Origin of the sequence: Parasphingopyxis sp. (genome assembly GCF_052168275.1) — a bacterium.
Lineage (GTDB): Bacteria > Pseudomonadota > Alphaproteobacteria > Sphingomonadales > Sphingomonadaceae > Parasphingopyxis.
The window spans coordinates 1-19,131 of the sequence record NZ_JBQLZM010000071.1; the positions used below are offsets into that span (position 1 = coordinate 1).

Here is a 19,131-nt window from a genome sequence, read left to right on the forward strand (position 1 = left end):
GATCGCGCTTGCCGGCGCGGCGGGGCTGCATATCGGGACCAAGATCGTCTTTCCGGGCATGGAGAGCCGGCTCGCCGCCGCCCGCCGCGCGGGCCGGACGGCCGCGACCGCGATGATCGGGGTGATCGTCATGCTGCTCTTCGCCGGGCTGCTCGAAGGGTTCGGCCGCCAGCTGATCACCGACGACTGGACCCGCTATGCGATCGCCGCGGCGATGTTCGCGACCTGGTGCGCCTATTTCTACGTTCCGAGGTCCGGCGATGGCGAGCGTTAACCCCGCCCTGCCGCCCGGCGCGACCGAGCGCACGCTGATCACGCCCGAAGGCGTCGACCTGAAGCTCAAGCTGGCGACGGCCGGTCAGCGCGCCGGCGCTTTCCTGATCGATTTCATCCTGCTGGTCTTGATCCTGACCGCCTTCACCGTCGCCCTGGTTTCGGCCGGCCTCGGGACCGTCGGATCGGGCTCGCTCGCCGGGCTGGAGATCGTCGCGGTGATCTGGCTGCTCGGCTTCTTCCTGCTGCGGAACTTCTATTTCATCGCGTTCGAGATCGGCCGGCGGTCGGCGACGCTCGGCAAGCGGATGGTCGGCCTCCGCGTCGTCGCGCGCGACGGCGGGCGGCTGACCGCCGATGCCGTGATCGCCCGCAACCTGATGCGCGAGATCGAGATATTCCTGCCGCTCTCCTTCATGGCCGGCGGCGAGGGCGTGGACGGATGGATCGCGCTGATCGGCTTCGCCTGGGCCGGAATCTTCCTCTTCTTCCCGCTGTTCAACCGCGACCGGCTGCGCGTCGGCGACATCGTCGCGGGCACCTGGGTCGTCCATGCGCCGCGCCGCAAGCTCGAAATCGATCTCGCCGGCGGCCATGGCGGGGAAGCGGGCGATTTCGCGTTCACCGACGAACAGCTCGACGCCTATGGCGAATATGAGCTGCAGACGCTCGAAAACGTGCTGCGCGCCGGCAACGCCGAAACCGAGGCCAATGTCGCGGCGACGATCCGCGGCAAGATCGGGTGGGAATGGCGCGGGGAGGAAGAGGATCGCGCCTTTCTCAGCGCCTATTATGCCGCGCTCAGCGCCCGGCTCGAGCGGCGGATGCTGTTCGGCAAGCGGCGGCGGGACAAGTTCGATACGGGAGACGGCGGCGGCAGCGCCTGAGGATCGGGCCCTAGCGCGGCCAGTCCAGCCGGCCGGCGGCGTCGATCCGCACCCGGCTTTCCGGAAAATCGCGCGCGGTCAGCACCGCGATGCGCTGGGCGGCCGCGTTGCTGCGGTCGAGATAGGGCCCGCCGGGGCGGTCCTGCCGCGCCGACACGATATCGGCCGCGACCAACGCGCCCTCGCCATCGACTTCGAGCCGGGCGACCGGCGCCAGGCCGTTGTCGCCGCGCAGGTTGAATCGGCCATAGGTCCAGAAATTGCCGAGGCTGTAAGCGATGAACCGCCCCTGATAGACTTCGACCGCCCGCGGGATATGCGGCCCGTGGCAGAAGACGATATCCGCCCCGGCATCGACGGCCGTGCGCGCGAAGCGGAACGGATTGCCGCGATTCTCTTCGAGGAACGTCTCGGTGTCGCGGGTGACCCGGTCGTAGCGCGCGCCTTCGGCGCCGATATGGCAGGACACCATGACGATGTCGGCCTGCGCGTCGGCCGCCCGGACCATCTCGGTCACCCGCGCATAATTGCTGACGCTGAGCAGCCCCGGATTGTGCCCGAACGCGACGAGCGCGACACGGCGCCCGTCATCGAGCGTCTGGACGCCGATCCGCATTCCCTCGCGATCGCCGCCGGCGACCGCCATGCCGGTGCGGGCGAGATTGGCATAGGTCGCGGTGCGGCCGCTCTCGCCGAAATCGCGCGCATGGTTGTTGGCGTTCGACAGGATCGTGAAGCCGGCCCGGCGCAGATAGTCGGCATGGAAGGGCGGGCTGCGGAAGACGTAGCAGAACCGGGGGTTGCCGCAAGTCTTCGCATCCTCGTCGCTGGCGTGGATCGTGCCCTCGTAATTGCCGAACACCACGTCCGCCTCGCCGAAGACCGCGGCGAGTTCGGGGCCCATCACCATGGCCGGGTCGCCGCCCGGTATGATGCGCGGGTCCATGCCGGGCTCGGGCCAGTCGCTGCCCATCATGATGTCGCCGACGCCGAGGATCGTATAGGTGCGCGGCCCGTCCGGAACGGCGGCTGCGGGCTGTTCGGGCGCCGTCGCCGCCCCGCCGGCCGCGTCCGCCGCTGGCGCCGGGGGTTCCGCCGCTGCGGGGCTGTCGGTCGCCGGTTCGGCGGCCGCCGGCGCATTCGCCGATTCCTGGCTCATGACCATCGCGCGCGGCGCCGTCCGCGCCTCGGTGCAGGACCCCAGAAGCGTCCCGGCGACGAGCCCGGCGGCCATGATCGGAATGAGGCGCGACCGCCGCATCGGATCTCCCAAATCTCGCTCCAGACGATATTGCGAGCGATTCTCTCGCGCGTATCTAGCAGAGCCGGGCACCGATCGGCGAGTCCCTTGCGCACAGCGGCGAATTCATCAAAAATTCAGCAAGTTTCATTTTGATACTGGTTAACGGTCTATATTTTTCAATAACTTAGCGATATTCACGCTACGAAAATCGCGTAATTTTGTTGCGCAGGTCGTCGTGTTGGGTCCACAGCTCATCGTAATCAGCTTGTAATGCTGCACTGCACAATCCAATTACGGGGTCAATCAGGCACAGATGCGTCGCCGTCGCGTCCATCTTGCAAGCCGTGAAATGCAGAGCGGGTCAGCAATTGGTTTCGAGTAGGTTTTTGGCGCCGGCCCGCGCCATTTGGCGCACGCAATGGAGTTTTTATGTCCCTGGGACGTAAACGTGTGATTTTTGGAATGTCCGCCATGGCCGCCGCCGCGATTGCCGCGGTGCCGATGGCGACCGGTTTCGCCTTCGAAAGCGATGCCGCGGTCAGCGAGGAAACCGACAGCGAGCTGCTCGCCGCCGGCGGAATCGAGGCCGAAATGCCCGCCGCCGGCGCCGAACTGGCCGAACCGGTCATTATGCTCGACGACGATGCCGAGCTGGCCGCCGAAGGCGAGACCGAAACCGACGCCGCGCCGATCGAGGTCGCCGCGATCAACGATACGGTGGATGCGGACCTGATCTGCCTCGCCAAGATCGTCCGGCACGAAGCGGCCAACCAGTCGATGACGGGCCAGCTCGCCGTCGCGCAGCTCGTGATGAACCGCGTCAATTCGCCGCGTTTCCCGAACACGATCTGCGAAGTCGCGCACCAGCGCGGCCAGTTCTTCAACACCAACGCCTACAATCCGTCGCGCGACGATCAGCGCTGGGCCAATGCGATCCAGGTCGCGCTCGACGCCCGCAACGCGATCAGCGATCCGGTCGTCGGCGATGCGGTGTTCTACCATGCCGCCTATGTCAGCCCGCGCTTTCACCGGTCGCGCCCGCGCGTGACGCAGATCGAAGATCATATCTTCTACCGGTAGATATTCCCTTTCTTGACGGGTCGCAGGGGCCGTCCTCCCGTACCGGGAGGGCGGCCCTTTTCATTCGGTGGAGAAGCCCGGTTCCGGCGGCCGCTCGACGGCCGGTTCGGCGGCGTCGCCGTCCGCAGCTCCGTCTGCGGCGGGATCATCCGGGCCTTCGCCCGATCCGAACTCCAGCGCCTTGATCGCGTCCCACCAGCCGCTCATCGCAGCCACCGGCCGGTCGAGATACAGGCTTTCGGTCCGCTGATACCAGCCATCGGCCAGCGCGACGATCCGCTCGCTCCGGGGACCCGGTTCGAGCTCGAAGGCCCAGCCGCGCAGCGCGGACGCGTTGAACAGCAGCAGGAAGCCGGTCGCCACCGCGATCGCGATCGACGCCCAGAGCAGGCCGCTGCCCTCCTCCCCCTCGATCGCCGGCAGATCGACCGGCGAGGTCATGTCCATCCCCGCTTTGGGGCCCGGAAGCGGCGCCTTTTCGGCGGGTTCGGCCAGCAATTCGTCGCTCTTCGTCATTGCTCTCCTTTCCGCCTAGAATTGATAGTAGATGAAGGGTTCGACGCCCTCGGGCCGCATCGCGTCGATGATCAGGATGAGGATGCCGGTGGCGAGGCCGACCAGCGCGGCGGATTTCTTGCGCACCAACATCGCGTTGCGCTGGATCGCGTCGGGCGGCAGCGCGTGAAACGCCGTACCGATGACGATCAGCGCGAGGCCGAGCGGCGCCAGCGTCGTCGTCGAGAAATCGAGCGCCGCGATGCCGGAGAGGTAGGAACTCGCGTCCGCGAAGGTCGCCGAACGGAAGAAGATCCAGGCCAGGGTCACGATGTGGAAGGTGACGATGATCCCGGCCGCCGGCGGCAGGGTCGGCCAGTGTCCGGGCCGATATTCGCGCCACAGCCGCTCGGCGACGAGCACGCCGCCATGGATCGCCCCCCAGATCACGAAGTTCCAGCTCGCGCCGTGCCACAGGCCGCCCAGCAGCATCGTCGTCATCAGCGCGGCATAGAGCCGCGCGCGGCCGTGCCGGCTGCCGCCCAGCGAGATGTAGAGATAGTCGCGCAGCCAGCTCGACAGGCTGATATGCCAGCGCCGCCAGAAATCCTGCAGCGAGGCGGCGCGATAGGGCTGGTTGAAATTGTGCGGGAAGCGATAGCCCAGCAGCGCCGCGAGCCCGATCGCCATGTCGCTATAGGCGGAAAAATCGCAATAGATCTGCACGGCGTATCCGTAGGCCGCGAGGATCAGGTCGAGGCTCGAATGCGCGGCCGGATCGAAGAAGACCGGATCGACGAACTCGGTCGCGAGATAGGAGGCGATCACCGCCTTCTTGAACAGCCCCCAGACGATCAGCAGCAGCCCCATCGCGGCCATGCCCCGGTCCAGCTTCGGCACGCTCTGGAACTGCGGGATCAGGTGCGAGGCGCGGACGATCGGGCCCGCGACGAGATGCGGGAAGAAGCTCATCAGCAGCACCATGTCGAGCAGCCGCGCGGGCTCGGTCTGGCGCCGGTAGATGTCGATCAGGTAGCTCATCCCCTGGAAGGTGAAGAAGGAGATGCCGACCGGCAGGACGACCTGCATGATATACAGGTCGCGCTCCCAGCCGAACCCCGCGAGCAGGGCCGCGAACTGCTCCATGAAGAAGCCGTAATATTTGAACCAGCCGAGGATGCACAGATTGGCGATGACGCCGAGGACGAGGAACAGCTTGCGCCGTTTCTGGTCGTCCTCGAAGGCGATGATCAGCCGCGCCGCGCCCCAGTTGAGGAAGCCCGACAGGATGAGCAGCGCGACGAAGCGCCAGTCCCAGGCGCCGTAGAAGAACCAGCTGGCGATCAGCAGGAATATCTTGCGCCATTCGTTGGAGCCCTTGAGCGCCCATGCGATCGCATAGACGGCCAGGAAGAACAGCCCGAAGGTAAGGGTCGGAAACAGCACCGGGAGCTAGCGTTCGCTGCTCGCCGCCGCCGCTCGTTCGAGATCGGCAAACAGCATTTGACCGATCCGTGCGCCCCCGGTCTGGTTGAAATGAACATGGTCGCCGCGCATCAGCGCCGGCTCCCTGTTGCGCCATCGATGCGCACTGCAACGTCCCCCCATCGCCGCATTCCAGTCCCAGAATGCCAATCCCATATCGCGCGCCACGCGCCGCTGCCGGTCCCGAAGCTCGGCGAGCAGGGTCGGCGTGTACCAGGGCTGCCCACCGCTATCGACCCCGGGCGGGTCGGCGCAGGGCGCGGGCGTCCCCGCATTGTCGGCAAGGCCGCGGTTGCGCGTGTTCGCGTCCGGCGCGCCGATCAGCAGGATCGGCATGTCGCGCCCCGCCAGCCGCCGCAGCCGCGTCACCTGCGCGCGCAGGTCGCTTTCGAATTCCGACGCGCTCAACTGCTGCGAGAAACCCTCGTTGGTGCCGAACGCGATGACCAGCAGGTCGGGTTCGTAGGCGGCGAGTTCGGCGGCCACGACTTCGTCGGTCGAGCGGCCGGCATGGACGAATTGCGAACCGCTGACGCCGAGATTGGAGAGCACCACGCCGCCCTCGCGCATCATCGTCGCGAAGGAGGTGACGGTGACGATGCGGTCGTCTTCGGTGGTCACCGAGGCGCCGAGCTGGGGATAGTCGCTGTCCATCGTGCGGCACACGGTCCGGCGCCGGGGACCGTCGAGTTCGAACCGCTCGGTCGCGAAACCGAGCCGCATCGTCAGCGTCCCCGCGCCCGGCTCGCTGATCGCGCAGACGATGATCCGGTCAAACGCCTGGTCGGGCGCGTCGGCCGTGATGCCCAGCGTCTCGCCTTGCGCCCGCGCCGTCTGGCTGAACCCCGACAGGCCGAGCGGCCGGCCGTAATTGGCATAGCCGCGCCCGAAGATGGAATTCACCTCCCAGCCGCTCGTCTGCGAGGCGGTGACGCCCCAGGTCAGATAGCCGCCATAGGGCCGGCCGGCGGCCAGCACGCCGCGCCCGCCATGACCGTAGCGGCGGCGCAGCTCCTCGCGCCAGCCATTGGTGATCATGTCGCCGGCCGTGTGGCTGTCGCCAATCTGCAGGATATGGACGGGATCGCCGCTGTCGCGCTCGCTCTCGGCCAGCCGATCGAAGAAGGCGGAGAGATTCTCCTCGTAGCAGAGCGTTTCGGTGCAGGTATCGGGCGCCGACTGGGTGGCCGCCAGCGCCGCGAGCAGAATGTTGGCCTTCATCCGTCCGCCTGCCCGTCCGTCTCGCCCGCATTGCCGGCGTTGCGCCGCTCGCGCTCGCGCATCGCCTCGGCGCGCGCGCTGTCGACATAGCCGCGGATCCGCTGCTCGAGCCCGCGGGTCAGGAATCCGTAGCCCATGCCGGTCATGTGGATGCCGTCATTGGCGCGGACAAGGGTCCGGGCGCCGGTTTCGGGGTTGGGAAGATAGGCCGCATATTCTCCCGACTCATCGACGCTCAGCGCAACCGTGTCGATAAAGGGTACGCCGAGCTGCCGCATGCGTGCGGCGTAAAAACCGTTCTGCTGCTGGATCTGCGCATCGAAGGCGGCGCGGCGCATCTTCGGCAGCCCGACCCAGTAGACGATCGCGCCCCGGTCGCGCAGCAGCTGGACGATCGCGTCGACGCGCCCGCCGACGATCTCCTGCCATTCCTCGCTCATGAACGCCGCGCCCGAATTGCCGGTATAGATGCCCTGCGTGTCGTTGGCGCCGAAGGACAGGACTGCGATGTCGACCGGCTGCTCGTCGAGCCGTTCGGCGATGTCGTCGAAGATGTTCAGGCTGCGATAGCGGGTGAAGCCCGTCGACTGGCGCGCGAACTGGTGGACGACGAACTCCTCTTCGCCGCGGAAACCGCGATAGAGGGCGGCCCAGAGCCCGTCGCCGAAACTGTCGCCGAACACGCCGATCTGTACGGGTTCGCCTTCGGCGAGCGAGCGGGTCAGGCTGCGGTTGAACTGCACCGCACATTCGCCCGGGCCAGTATCGGCCGACGCGGTTTCCTGCGCCTCGATCACCGGCGCCGGGGCATTGGCGACCGCTTCGCCATTTTCGCCGCCGCCCAAAAAGGCCAGTCCGATCACTGCCCCCACGGCAATGCCGATGAACAGCACCGCCGTCCGATCGAGCAACAGAATCAGCTTCTCCAAAGCGCCTCTCCGTCTCACGCCGGGCGTTCATGTCCAATGCGGCCGGGCTTGGCAAGCGCCGCGTGCACAGCCGTCCCTAGCCGGGCGGAGGTGAACCTGCGCAATACGGAAACCGGCGTCCTGTCGTCGTTTTCGGACCGATCCCGCCCGAAATTAACCGCTTCGATCCCGCAATATTGTTTCGCGGCTGGTCGTGTTGGACGGTCCGTTCATCGGAATCCGGTTTGCAATGTTGCACCGCAATATGCAGATAGCGCGCCGATCCCGCGCTATGGACGTCCATGGCGCGCAAACGCCGATCGGAAGCGATCGCATCGCACCGCAGCAAGCACGCGGCACCGCCCTTCGGCGCCATCATGTGGAGCAGACAATGTCCCTGGGACGCAAAAGACTGATTTTCGGCCTGTCGGCGGCCGCCGCCATTCTGGGCGCCGGCGTGCCGATGGCCTCGGGTTTCGCATCGGAAAGCCGGGAAACCGACATTCCGGTCGCGGACGACAGCCTCCTCGCGGAAGCCGGCCTCGCCGCCGCATTGCCCGACCGCCCGGCCGGCCCCGTCGAGGAGCCGGTCATCGATCTCGACGCCCCGGGAGACGATTTCGGCGGCGACGCGGAACCGCCCGCGACCGAAGCGGCGGAAGACGGGGAAACGGCCCGGACCGCCGCGATCAACGATGCATTCGACGCGGAGCTGGAATGCCTCGTCCGCACGATCAGCAACGAAGCGCGCGGCGAATCGCGCGCGGGCCAGCTCGCCGTGGCGCAGGTCGTGATGAACCGCGTCGCCTCGCCGCTGTTCCCCGACACGATTTGCGGCGTCGTCTATCAGCGCCGGCAATTCTCCAACATCCGGAGCCACCAGCCGAACCGTTCCGGCCCGCTCTGGGACCGCATGGTCGAGATCGCGATCGACGCGCGCAACGGCATCAGCGAGCCGGTGGTCGGCGAGGCGCTGTTCTTCCATGCGCCCTATGTGCGCCCCGGCTTCTCGCGGACCCGCCAGCGGGTCGCCCAGATCGGCGGGCACATCTTCTACCGCTAGCGGCCGATCGGCGTCGGATCGGCCGGCCGGCGGTCAGGCCGCCGGCGGTTTCAGCACCTGCCGATAGTGATCGGCCGCTTCCTCGTGATCGGTCCAGAAGCCGCGGGGTTTCCCGCCGCGAAGCTGATCGACCAGAATGCCGAGATGGGCGTGCCAGCCGGCCGCGATATCGGACAGCTCGGCCAGATCGGCGGGCGGGGACTGGATGAGGAGCAGGCGCACCCGGTCGCCCTGTTCGCTCAACTCGATACGCGTCCGATGGTCTTCGCTGACGCCCTTGAAGACGAGCAGCCGCGGCGGCTCGATCTCGATCAGCTCGGCGTCCAGATCGATGCCCCCCTGCATATCGGCATAGCGTTCGGGCAGGGGCTCGTGCGACAGATGGTCGTGGTTGAACGCCATGGTGTAGCGATCGCCGGGCTTGGATCCGGTCGTCCCGCCGCAGAACCACAGCGCGCGCTTCTCCGGATCGACCAGATACTCCCAGACGCGCTCGATCGGTCCGGGCAGGTCGCGGACGAACCGCAAGGCGCCATTTTCGAGCTGCGTGCCGAATTCTTCCTTCATCCTCGTTCTTCCTCTGCCAATAGTTGCGACAGCCGATCGAGACGGCCGTTCCATGTCTTGCGGGTCTCGCTTACCCATGTTTCCATGGCCGCCAGCCCATCCGGATCGAGGCTGTAGATTCTTTCCCGTCCCTTGCGCTCGACCTTCACCATTCCCGCCTCGCGCAGGATTTTCAGGTGCTGCGAAATGGCGGGCGCGCTGGTGTCGAATCGGGCCGCGATGTCGCCGGCACGCCGATCGGCTTCGGACAAAAGTCCGACGATCGCGCGTCGCGTCGGATCGCCAAGGGCCGCAAAACCGTCCATGCCGAGATATTTAAGTATAAACTTAATTAAGTCAACGTTTAAATATTTAGCGCTGGCCGGCGGGACTCGCGCGTGGCACGATCCGGCGATGGCAGGGCTTTGGGATCGATATGTCGTACCGCGCCTGATCGGCTTTTGCTGCACGCAGCCGCCGGTCATGAAGCGCCGCGCCAAGGTCGTGCCGCGCGCGCATGGCCGGGTGCTCGAGCTGGGCGCCGGGGGCGGCGCGAATTTCGCGCTGTACGACCCGCATCGGGTCACCAGCGTCGAGGGCGTCGACCCCTCGCCCGAATTGCTGACCCGCGCGCACCGGGCCGCGAAGACCGAAGGCATCCCGTTCAATATCGAACCCGGTGTCGCCGAGGCGCTTCCCTTTTCCGATGCGAGCTTCGACACCGTGCTGACCACCTTCACCCTGTGTTCGGTACAGGACCAGGCGCAGGCGCTGGCCGAGGCGCGCCGCGTCCTCAAACCCGAAGGGCGGCTGCTGTTCTGCGAACATGGCGCCGCGCCCGACCCGTCGGTCGCCAAGTGGCAGCGCCGGATCGAACCGGTGTGGAAGCGGATCGGCGGCGGCTGCCACCTGACCCGCCCGGTCAGCGCCGCCATCGCTCAGGCGGGATTCAGGATCGCCGAGCAAGAACAGGGCTATATGGAGAAATCGCCGCGCTGGGCCGGCTGGGTCGAATGGGGAGAAGCCCGGATATGATCGTCAAAAGCCTGATCGCGGGGGCGCTGGCACTGTCGCTCGCCATTCCCGCCGCCGCCGAACGGCGCGGCTATTCGGTGACCGGGTTCGACCGGATCCAGGTCCAGGGCCCGTTCGTCGTCCGCGTGACGACCGGCCAGGGATCGTCCGCCTATGCCGAGGGCGATCACCGCGCGATCAACGAGATCGGGGTCCAGGTCGTCGGCAACACCCTGCGCGTCCGCCGCAACGTCTCGAACAACTGGGGCGGCTATCCGGGCGAACGCGCGGCGCAAGCGGCGATCCTCTATCTGACGACGCACGCGATCGAGCAGGCGACGGTCATCGGCACCGGCGATCTCGAGATCGACCGGATGGAGGGCGGGAGGCTGATCGCCAGCCTGGGCGGTAACGGCCGGCTCGCGGTCGGCGAGATCGACGCCGATCATGTCGCGCTGGCGGTCACCGGCGCGGGCGTCATGGAAGTGGGCGGCCATGCCGAGACCGGGCGGGTAACGGTCGAAGGGCCCGGGACGGTAGCGGGCGCCGGGCTGACGGTCGACGATCTGACGGTCAACCTGAACGGCCCCGGCAGCATCGAGATCGCCGCCGAGCGCGAGGCCGATGTGACGGCGATCGGCAACGGCGTCGTGATCGTCACCGGCAACGCCTCCTGCACAGACCGCAGCATCGGATCGGGCCAGGTCAGCTGTGGTGGGTTCCTGGATCGGAGATAGGCTGTCAGGTCTTGGTTTGTCAGAATTTCCCTACCGGGAAATCGCCGCACCGGCCCACACCCCCTCCCGACCTCCCACGAGTGTACCCTGAATGGGAGGTCGGGAGGGGGTGTGGGCCGGCGCCGCGCTCGACCGCCAGGTCGAGTCTGACAATCAAAAAGCAACTCCCAGGACAAATCCGCCCGTCGAACCCGGACCTCAAACCAGCCCCAGCCGCGCCAGCTCGGTGAGCATCTTGGCCGGCATCTCCGCGATCCCGTCCTCGTCGCCGTCGAAATCCGCCGGGGCATCCTCGCCCTTCAGGTAGCGCCAGCCCTGGTGCGCGCGTTTCGGGCGGGCGCGGACCGGGATGAGCTTCGGATCGAGCCGGATATGCCAGCGCCCGTCGCCGCTCTCGGCGAAACCGAGAATGCGCTGGCGGACGACGAGCCGGTGCTTGATGATCCAGAAGATCGAGCCGCCGACCAGCTCCGCGTGGCGCGTCGGCCGGTAGCGGGTCGTGATCGTGACCTCGCCATCGGCGATCCGCGGGGCCTGCCGCTGGCGTATCCGGTCGATCGAATCGCAGCCCACGGCCGGCTTGGTGATATGCAGCGTCGCCATGGCGTTGATTTGGGCCGCGCCGCGCACGCGATCAAGCATGGGGACCGGTAATTGGGTGCGGGTGGCTCCCATTTGTCAGACCTTGTTTTTCTCAGACCTTCGGCTTCGCCTCAGGCGCGGCACCAGCCCGCTCGACCGACAGGCCGAATCCGACAAACCCTACCCCACCAGGCCCGACGCGACCGCAAATCCGAGAAAGGCGAGGAAGCCGATCGAATCGGTGATCATCGTGACGAACACCGACGAGGCGACGGCCGGGTCCTGTTTCAGCCGGTCGAGGATCACCGGCACGAACACGCCGGCGAGCCCGGCGATGATGATGTTGACGAGCATCGCCGCCGCGATGACCCCGCCCAATGCCCAGTTGGAGAAGACGAGCGCGGCCCCGACGCCGATCAGCACCGCGATCGTCGCGCCGTTCAATATGGCGACGGCGAGTTCCTGCCGGATCGTCCGCCACGTGTTGGAGCGCGTCAGCTCGTTGATCGCCAACGCGCGCACCGCGACCGCCATGGTCTGGGTCCCCGCATTGCCGCCGATCGAGGCGACGATCGGCATCAGGATGGCGAGCGCGACCATCTGCTCGATCGCCGCGCCGAACAGCGAGATGATGAAGCTCGCGACGAGCGCCGTGCCGAGATTGGCGACGAGCCAGCGGACGCGGCTGCTATAGGCCTCGCCGATCGGCTGGTTGATGTCGCCCTCGCCGGCGCCCGAGAGCCGCAGGATATCCTCGCCCGCCTCTTCGGAGATGATGTCGACGATATCGTCGACCGTGATCATCCCGACGAGCCGCCCGGAGGCGTCGACCACCGCGGCCGAGATCAGGCCGTATTTCTGGAAGCGCAGTGCGACCTCCTCCTGGTCCATGTCGACCGGGATCAGCGTCTGCTCGCGCTTCATCACGTCGGCGATCGCGAAATCGCGGGGCGTGCGCAAAATCCAGCTCAGCGCGCAGGTGCCGACCGGGTGATGGGCGGTGTCGACGACAAAGATCTCCCAGAAATCCATAGTGTCTTCCTGGTTCGACCGCAGGAAATCGATGACGTCGCCGACCGTCATATTCTCGTGCACGGCGACGAGCTCGCGCTGCATGACGCGGCCGGCGGATTCCTCGGGATAGGTAAGCGCTTCCTCGATCGCCGCCCGGTCGTCGGGCTCGAGCGCGTCGAGCACCTCGCGCTGGTCCTCCGCCTCCATGTCCTCGATGATCGCGACCGCGTCGTCGGTCTCGAGATTGGCGGCGAGATCGGCGACCTGCTCATTGTCGAGCTCGTCGACCAGCGCTTCGCGGACGAAATCGTTCATTTCGGCGAGCACTTCGCCGTCGAGCAGTTCGGAGAGCGCCCCGGCGAGCGGCGCGCGCCGGTCGCGCTCCACCTGTTCGAACAGGTCGGCGATATCGGCGGGATGGAGACGGCCGGCCAGTTCGCGCGCGGCCTCGTCGTCGCCCGATTCCAGTGAATCGACGACCGCGGCGACGAATTCGGGCTTCAGCCGGTCGTCCTTGTCGAGATCGGTTTCGGGATTTTCCGGTCCGGGAGCGTCGGCGGCGGTTTCACTCATGCGGCACCCTCCCTCCTGCGATCCCTGTGGCCCGCGAGCGCCTTAAACCGAAACCGAGCCGCTTGTCAGCCTTTCTTCGCGCGGACGATGGGTTACTATGCGCGCCATGCCCGGATACCGCCTTTCCGTTCTCGACCAGTCGCCGATCGCCGAGGGGCGGACCACCGCCGACGCGATCGCCGATACGCTCGACCTGGCGCGCCATGCCGATGCGCTCGGCTATCATCGCTACTGGGTCGCCGAACATCATGCGAGCCCGGCGCTGGCCGGCGCCGCGCCCGAAGCGCTGATCGGCCCGATCGCCCAGGCGACGGCGCGAATCCGGGTCGGATCGGGCGGCGTGATGCTGCCCCATTATTCGCCGTTCAAGGTCGCCGAGACCTTCGCGCTGCTGAGCGCGCTGGCGCCGGGGCGCATCGATCTCGGGCTCGGCCGCGCGCCGGGCGGCGACGGCCGGATCATGCTGGCGCTGCAGCGCGACCGCAGCCGGCGGATGCCGCACGACGATTTCCCAAACAATCTGGCCGAGCTGCTTGCCTATTTCGACGGCACGCTGCCCGACGACCACCCCTTCGCGCCGCTCGCCGACACGCTGCCCACGGGCGGCGGGACGCCGGACGTCTGGCTGCTCGGCTCGTCGATGGACAGCGCGCTCTGGGCGGCCGAGGCCGGCCTTCCCTATTGCTTCGCCGATTTCATCAATCCCGAGGGCATGGCGATGACGGCCGAATATCGCGCCCGCTTCACGCCGTCCGCCCGGCTCGCCGAGCCGCATGTGATGGTCGCGAGCTGGGTCATCGCGGCGGACGATGCCGAAACCGCCGCCCGGCTCGGCAAGCCTGCCGCCATGCTCGGCGCGCTGCTCCGGCGCAACGTGCTGATCCCGGTTCCGGCGATCGAGACGGCGGAAGAATGGCTGGAGAAGAACCCGGCCGCGCTGTCGACCCGCAAACGCCGGGTGATCCACGGTACCCCGCCCGAATGCCGCGCGGCGCTGGACGGCGTCGCCGCGGAGTATGGCGCGGACGAGATGATGCTCGTCAACATCATGGCCGATCACCGGGCCCGGCGGGACAGCTATCGCCTCGTCGCCGAGGAATATGGACTGGCGCCGCGCGCCGAGGCTGCCTAGGGACGGCCATAGGAATTACCGACCAGGAGATACTATTCATGTCCGATACGCTTACCATCTCGCTCGACAGCGGCGACGTCGTCATCAAGCTGCGCCCCGATCTCGCGCCCAACCATGTCGCGCGGATCACCGAACTCGCGCAGGACGGCTTCTATGACGGCGTCGTCTTCCACCGCGTGATCCCCGGTTTCATGGCGCAGGGCGGCGATCCGACGGGCACCGGGATGCACGGCTCGGACAAGCCGAATCTCGAACAGGAATTCAACAGCGAACCGCATGTCCGCGGCACCTGTTCGATGGCGCGCGCGCAGGACCCCAACAGCGCGAACAGCCAGTTCTTCATCTGCTTCGACGACGCCGAATTCCTTGACGGCCAGTATACGGTCTGGGGTCAGGTGACGGCGGGCATGGAACATGTCGACGCGCTGCCCAAGGGCGAACCGCCGGCCAATCCCGGCGTCATCAAGTCGATGACCGTCGGCTAGGCGGATGGCCAAACCCTATACCCTCGTCACCGGCGCATCGAGCGGGCTGGGCAAGCTGTTCGCCCGGGCCTGCGCGAAGCGCGGGGACAAGGTGGCCATCGTCGCGCGGCGCAAGAACAGGCTGAAGGAGCTGGCGAAGGAGCTGGGGCCCGACACCATCGTCATCTCCGAGGATCTCAGCGACTACGACGCGCCCGACGCGATCGTCGAAGAGATCGAGGCGGCGGGCGGGCATGTCGGCACCTTGATCAACAATGCCGGGTTCGGCGCGCGCGGCGAGTTCCGCACCCTGCCGATCGGCGACCAGACCGACATGATCCAGGTGAACGCGCTGGCCGTCGCGCAGCTCTGCCACCGGGTGATCCCGACCATGCTCGCCAATGGCGGCGGCGCGATCCTCAACGTGGCCTCGACGGCCTCCTTCCAGGCCGGGCCGGGCATGGCCATCTATTATGCGAGCAAGGCCTTCGTCCTGTCGCTGTCCGAAGCGCTGCACGAGGAGCTGGCGCCGCACAATATCGCGGTCACCGCGCTATGCCCGGGCGCGACGAAGACCGAATTCGCCCACCGCGCCGACATGACCGAGACGACGCTGTTCCAGAAATTCGCCGGCGATCCCGAATCGGTGGTCGAAGCGGGGCTGAAGGGCCTTGCGAAGAACAAGGCGATCGTGATCCCCGGCGCGGTCAACAAGGCGATGGTCCAGTCCAACCGGCTGGCGCCGCGCGCCGTCACCCGCGAAATCGTCAGACTGCTGCAGCAATAGCCTCGCCGGCGGCCGGCTGGCCGCTGGACTGGCGGCAGACCCGGCTGAACAGCCAGTCGTGGAACAGCTTGACCGGCTTGCGGCGCAGGGCCGAGCGGCGGCAGGAAAACCAGTAGCTGTACGGGCTTTCGACCCGGGTATCGAACAGGCGGACGAGCCGGTCGTCGCCGGCGTCGTCGAGATGCGAATCGAGCATGAAGGCGACGCCGAGCCCCTGGGCGGCGGCGTCGAGCATCAGCTGGCCGGAATCGAAATGGTCCTCGGCGGCGGGTTCGAGATTAGGATAGCCGACCGCGTTGCGCCAGAACTGGAAGGTTTCGGGCATGTCCCGGTGCAGCAGGATGGTGAGCCCGGCGATCTGCTCGGGCTCGGTCACCGGGGCGCCGCGCACCGTGAGGCCACGCGCGGCGATCGGCGTGATGATATTGTGATCGATCTCGCGCGAATAGAGGCCCGGATCGATCGACTGGGCCAGCGTGATCGCCGCATCCAGACCGTCGCCCAGCCGGGCGGTGCCGTGCGCCGCCGTATCGATATCGATATGGAGTTCGGGATGCATCTCGCGCAATTCGGGCAATTTGCCGATCAGGCGCTGCGAGGCGAAAAGCGGCAGCACGCCGAGCCGCAGGCGCACCAGGTCCGCCTGCCCGGTCGAGAGTTCGATCGCCGACGCCAGCTCGTCGAGCGGCCCCGACACCCGCGCCAGCAGCGCTTCGCCGTCCTCGGTCAGGACCATCGCGTGATGGCGGCGCTCGAACAGCGAACGGCCCAGAAAATGCTCGAGATTCTGGACCCGCCGGCTGAGCGCGGGCGAGGACAGCGACAGCTCCTCGGCCGCCGCCTTCACCGATCCGAGCCGCGCGACTTGGACAAAGGCCTCGATCGCGGTCAGCGGCGGCAATCTGCGCATGAACTCGCTCCTGCTGGTCCGGCGCCTTGTATCGCGCCGCGCCGGACGGTGAGTTGCATAATATGCAATCCTTAGCAAATTTTTCGCACTTGCACAATTGCAATTTGAAACCCAATTAGGCGGGGCCTATCAGGCATCCTCTCCTAAGACCCTTCGGGCCGGCCATGCCCCTCTTTGGCCGGCCCGTTTTTTTTGCGCGCTCCCGAATCGCGATTTTTCCGATCCGCCCCGGACGCGGTTCGCAATGCGGGTCGCAGGCCCTATGTAGGACTCCGTCACTGCAAGGAAGTCCCCATGGCCGACGCCGAAGCCCCGCCTGCCGACGAAGGATTGAAGCTCCAGGTCGCCAATGCGCGCCCGGAGGATTCGGGACGCGGCCTCGCACGCATGTCGCGCGAAACGATGTCCGCGCTCGGCCTCGCCGAAGGCGATGTCGTCACGATCACCGGCAAGCGCACGACGCCGGCCCGCGCCGTCCTTCCCTATCGGGACGACGAGGGGCTCGCGATCCTGCGCATCGACGGGCTCCAGCGCGCCAATGCCGGCGCCGGATCGGGCGATTTCGTGACCGTCGAAAAGGCCGAATCGCAAGCCGCCAAGCGGGTCGTCTTCGCACCTGCACAGCGCAACCTGAAGCTGCACGGCAATGCCGAGGCGCTCAAGCGCAGCTTCGGGATGAAACCGCTGACCCAGGGCGATGTCGTGGCGACCGCGGGCCAGCGCCCGGTCGAGCGCGGCGACATGCCGCCCCAGCTCCGCCAGATGATGAACGCGCCGGCCTATGCGCTGCAGGAGGTCCGGCTCGTGGTCACCGCGACGACGCCCAAGGGCATCGTCCATATCGACGAAAACACCGTCGTCGAGCTCAAGTCCGAATATACCGAGCCCACCGAGGCGCGCCGCGCCGACGTCACCTATGACGATCTGGGCGGCATGGTCGAAACCATCGACCAGCTGCGCGAGATGGTCGAACTGCCGCTGCGCTATCCCGAGCTTTTCCAGCGGCTCGGCGTCGAGCCGCCCAAGGGCGTGCTGCTCCACGGCCCGCCCGGCACCGGCAAGACGCTGCTCGCCCGCGCGGTCGCCAATGAGAGCGACGCCGAATTCTTCCTGATCAACGGCCCCGAGATCATGGGCTCCGCCTATGGCGAGAGCGAGAAGAAGCTGCGCGAGATATTCGAGCAGGCGACCGCGGCCCAGCCCTCGATCGTGTTCATCGACGAGATCGATTCGATCACGCCCAAGCGCGACAAGGTCGCCGGCGAAGCCGAAAAGCGGCTGGTCGCCCAGCTGCTGACGCTGATGGACGGGCTGCAGGCGCGGGCCAATCTCGTCGTCATCGCGGCGACCAACCGCCCCGATGCGATCGACGAGGCGCTGCGCCGCCCCGGCCGGTTCGACCGCGAGATCGTCGTCGGCGTGCCGGACGAGACGGGCCGCCGCGAAATCCTCGCCATCCACACGCGCGGCATGCCGCTCGCCGAAGATGTCAGCCTGCGCGCGCTCGCCCGGCAGACCTACGGCTTCGTCGGCGCGGACCTCGCGGCGCTGACGCGCGAGGCGGCGATCGAGGCGGTCCGCCGGATCATGCCCAAGCTCAATCTCGAGGACCGCACGATCCCGGCCGACGTGCTCGACGAGCTGTCGGTCGACCGGGCCAATTTCGAGGAGGCGCTGAAACGAATCCAGCCTTCCGCGCTGCGCGAGGTGATGGTCCAGGCGCCCAATGTCGGCTGGGACGATATCGGCGGGCTCGACGAGGTGCAGAAGCGGCTCAAGGAAGGCGTCGAACTGCCGCTCAAGGACCCGGACGCGTTCCGGCGGCTCGGCATCCGCCCGGCCAAGGGCTTCCTGCTCTACGGCCCGCCCGGCACCGGCAAGACGCTGCTCGCCAAGGCGACCGCGCACGAATCGAACGCCAATTTCATCGCGACCAAATCGTCCGACCTGCTCTCCAAATGGTATGGCGAGAGCGAACAGCAGATCGCCCGGCTCTTCGCCCGGGCGCGGCAGGTCGCGCCGACCGTGATCTTCCTCGACGAGCTGGACAGCCTCGTCCCGGCGCGCGGCGGCGGGCTCGGCGAACCCCAGGTCACCGAGCGGGTCGTCAACACGATCCTCGCCGAGATGGACGGGCTGGAAGAGCTGCAATCGGTAGTCGTGATCGGCGCGACCAACCGCCCCAACCTGATCGACCCGGCATTGCTGCGGCCGGGACGCTTCGACGAGATGGTCTATGTTCCGGTGCCCGGCGAGGCCGGGCGGCGGCGAATCCTCGCTATCCACACCGCCGCCATGCCGCTCGGCGAGGATGTCGATCTCGACATACTCGCCGAACGCACCGACCGGTTCACCGGCGCCGATCTCGAGGACCTGACGCGCCGCGCCGGCCTCTATGCGCTGCGGCGCTCGCTGAAGGCGGACAAGGTCACGATGGCCGATTTCGAGAAAGCGCTCGGCGATACGCGCGCCAGCGTCACCAGCGAGATGGAGCGCGAATATGAGACGATGGCGGCGAAGCTCAAACGGGATTCGCTGGCGATCAACCCGATCGGCTTCATCGCGCCCGGGATGCTGAGCCCGGTCAATGCGGACAAGCACGACTAGGGAAGAGTTGGTTTATCAGAACGTTGCTCGCGCAACGTCGCCGCACCGGGAGTCGCTTGTCAGACTCAACCTGTCGGTTGAGCGCGGCACCGGCCCGCTCCCCCTCCCGG

General features: G+C 67.1%; 20 protein-coding genes. 10 read left to right on the forward strand and 10 right to left on the reverse strand.

Annotated elements, in window-relative coordinates:
- Together ACTS1X_RS06210 and ACTS1X_RS06215 are read left to right on the forward strand one after the other, a co-directional pair.
- Positions 1 to 274: stage II sporulation protein M (locus tag ACTS1X_RS06210; protein ID WP_442613517.1), on the forward strand; the 274-nt coding region annotated here is incomplete at its 5' end.
- The gene (locus ACTS1X_RS06215; RefSeq protein WP_442613518.1) at positions 261 to 1,160 is read left to right on the forward strand and encodes an RDD family protein; all 900 of its coding nucleotides are present in this window, start codon (positions 261 to 263) and stop codon (positions 1,158 to 1,160) included. The genes ACTS1X_RS06210 and ACTS1X_RS06215, both read left to right, overlap by 14 nt.
- Positions 1,161 to 1,170: 10 nt before the next feature.
- Here the strand turns inward: ACTS1X_RS06215 and ACTS1X_RS06220 are convergent, their stop codons facing one another.
- Complete coding sequence (locus ACTS1X_RS06220) at positions 1,171 to 2,421, reverse strand: CapA family protein (protein ID WP_442613519.1); 1,251 nt, start codon at positions 2,419 to 2,421, stop codon at positions 1,171 to 1,173.
- Between the two features lie 453 nt (positions 2,422 to 2,874).
- Between ACTS1X_RS06220 and ACTS1X_RS06225 the strand changes: the two genes are divergently transcribed.
- On the forward strand, positions 2,875 to 3,483 hold the full coding sequence (locus tag ACTS1X_RS06225) for a cell wall hydrolase (RefSeq protein ID WP_442613520.1): 609 nt from the start codon (positions 2,875 to 2,877) through the stop codon (positions 3,481 to 3,483).
- A gap of 60 nt (positions 3,484 to 3,543) precedes the next feature.
- On the opposite strand, the gene ACTS1X_RS06230 is transcribed toward ACTS1X_RS06225, so the two are convergent.
- Genes ACTS1X_RS06230 through ACTS1X_RS06245 form a run of 4 tightly spaced genes read right to left on the reverse strand, consistent with a single transcriptional unit; the run spans position 3,544 to position 7,613 of the window.
- Positions 3,544 to 3,999 (reverse strand): hypothetical protein, encoded by a 456-nt coding sequence (locus ACTS1X_RS06230; RefSeq protein ID WP_442613521.1) that lies wholly within the window; start codon positions 3,997 to 3,999, stop codon positions 3,544 to 3,546.
- Between the two features lie 15 nt (positions 4,000 to 4,014).
- The gene (locus ACTS1X_RS06235; RefSeq protein ID WP_442613522.1) at positions 4,015 to 5,424 is read right to left on the reverse strand and encodes an MBOAT family O-acyltransferase; all 1,410 of its coding nucleotides are present in this window, start codon (positions 5,422 to 5,424) and stop codon (positions 4,015 to 4,017) included.
- Between the two features lie 6 nt (positions 5,425 to 5,430).
- Positions 5,431 to 6,684 carry a GDSL-type esterase/lipase family protein gene (locus ACTS1X_RS06240; RefSeq protein WP_442613523.1) on the reverse strand — a complete coding sequence of 418 codons (1,254 nt, stop codon included), beginning with the start codon at positions 6,682 to 6,684 and terminating at the stop codon, positions 5,431 to 5,433.
- Entirely contained in the window at positions 6,681 to 7,613 is a 933-nt protein-coding gene (locus ACTS1X_RS06245; RefSeq protein WP_442613524.1) for an SGNH/GDSL hydrolase family protein, read from the reverse strand. Before ACTS1X_RS06245 ends, ACTS1X_RS06240 begins: the two co-directional genes overlap by 4 nt.
- Before the next feature lie 370 nt (positions 7,614 to 7,983).
- Here ACTS1X_RS06245 and ACTS1X_RS06250 point away from each other — a divergent pair, with 370 nt between their 5' ends.
- Positions 7,984 to 8,655: a cell wall hydrolase gene (locus ACTS1X_RS06250; RefSeq protein WP_442613525.1), complete on the forward strand. Its 672-nt coding sequence runs from the start codon at positions 7,984 to 7,986 to the stop codon at positions 8,653 to 8,655.
- 33 nt (positions 8,656 to 8,688) lie between these two features.
- On the opposite strand, the gene ACTS1X_RS06255 is transcribed toward ACTS1X_RS06250, so the two are convergent.
- Together ACTS1X_RS06255 and ACTS1X_RS06260 are read right to left on the reverse strand one after the other, a co-directional pair.
- Complete coding sequence (locus tag ACTS1X_RS06255) at positions 8,689 to 9,222, reverse strand: SRPBCC family protein (RefSeq protein ID WP_442613526.1); 534 nt, start codon at positions 9,220 to 9,222, stop codon at positions 8,689 to 8,691.
- Positions 9,219 to 9,527: an ArsR/SmtB family transcription factor gene (locus tag ACTS1X_RS06260; RefSeq protein ID WP_442613527.1), complete on the reverse strand. Its 309-nt coding sequence runs from the start codon at positions 9,525 to 9,527 to the stop codon at positions 9,219 to 9,221. Before ACTS1X_RS06260 ends, ACTS1X_RS06255 begins: the two co-directional genes overlap by 4 nt.
- Before the next feature lie 88 nt (positions 9,528 to 9,615).
- Between ACTS1X_RS06260 and ACTS1X_RS06265 the strand changes: the two genes are divergently transcribed.
- Positions 9,616 to 10,236, forward strand: coding sequence for a class I SAM-dependent methyltransferase (locus ACTS1X_RS06265; protein WP_442613528.1), 621 nt, complete (start codon positions 9,616 to 9,618; stop codon positions 10,234 to 10,236).
- The gene (locus ACTS1X_RS06270; RefSeq protein ID WP_442613529.1) at positions 10,233 to 10,952 is read left to right on the forward strand and encodes a GIN domain-containing protein; all 720 of its coding nucleotides are present in this window, start codon (positions 10,233 to 10,235) and stop codon (positions 10,950 to 10,952) included. The genes ACTS1X_RS06265 and ACTS1X_RS06270 overlap by 4 nt, the downstream gene beginning before the upstream one ends.
- Positions 10,953 to 11,150: 198 nt before the next feature.
- On the opposite strand, the gene ACTS1X_RS06275 is transcribed toward ACTS1X_RS06270, so the two are convergent.
- Together ACTS1X_RS06275 and mgtE are read right to left on the reverse strand one after the other, a co-directional pair.
- Positions 11,151 to 11,555: a DUF1489 family protein gene (locus ACTS1X_RS06275; RefSeq protein ID WP_442613530.1), complete on the reverse strand. Its 405-nt coding sequence runs from the start codon at positions 11,553 to 11,555 to the stop codon at positions 11,151 to 11,153.
- A gap of 159 nt (positions 11,556 to 11,714) precedes the next feature.
- On the reverse strand, positions 11,715 to 13,121 hold the full coding sequence (gene mgtE, locus ACTS1X_RS06280) for a magnesium transporter (protein WP_442613531.1): 1,407 nt from the start codon (positions 13,119 to 13,121) through the stop codon (positions 11,715 to 11,717).
- 106 nt (positions 13,122 to 13,227) lie between these two features.
- Here mgtE and ACTS1X_RS06285 point away from each other — a divergent pair, with 106 nt between their 5' ends.
- From ACTS1X_RS06285 to ACTS1X_RS06295, 3 genes are read left to right on the forward strand one after another with little or no spacing between them, the layout of a single operon-like run.
- Positions 13,228 to 14,253 carry an LLM class flavin-dependent oxidoreductase gene (locus ACTS1X_RS06285; RefSeq protein ID WP_442613532.1) on the forward strand — a complete coding sequence of 342 codons (1,026 nt, stop codon included), beginning with the start codon at positions 13,228 to 13,230 and terminating at the stop codon, positions 14,251 to 14,253.
- A gap of 38 nt (positions 14,254 to 14,291) precedes the next feature.
- A complete protein-coding gene (locus ACTS1X_RS06290; protein WP_442613533.1) occupies positions 14,292 to 14,738 on the forward strand; it encodes a peptidylprolyl isomerase in 447 nt (148 codons plus the stop codon).
- Between the two features lie 4 nt (positions 14,739 to 14,742).
- Complete coding sequence (locus ACTS1X_RS06295) at positions 14,743 to 15,504, forward strand: SDR family NAD(P)-dependent oxidoreductase (RefSeq protein ID WP_442613534.1); 762 nt, start codon at positions 14,743 to 14,745, stop codon at positions 15,502 to 15,504.
- Here the strand turns inward: ACTS1X_RS06295 and ACTS1X_RS06300 are convergent.
- Complete coding sequence (locus tag ACTS1X_RS06300) at positions 15,485 to 16,414, reverse strand: LysR substrate-binding domain-containing protein (RefSeq protein WP_442613535.1); 930 nt, start codon at positions 16,412 to 16,414, stop codon at positions 15,485 to 15,487. The two genes, ACTS1X_RS06295 and ACTS1X_RS06300, sit on opposite strands and share 20 nt — an antisense overlap.
- Positions 16,415 to 16,708: 294 nt before the next feature.
- On the opposite strand from ACTS1X_RS06300, the gene ACTS1X_RS06305 reads away from it, so the two are divergent.
- Positions 16,709 to 19,021, forward strand: coding sequence for a CDC48 family AAA ATPase (locus ACTS1X_RS06305; protein WP_442613536.1), 2,313 nt, complete (start codon positions 16,709 to 16,711; stop codon positions 19,019 to 19,021).
- The last annotated feature ends 110 nt before the right edge of the window (positions 19,022 to 19,131 follow it).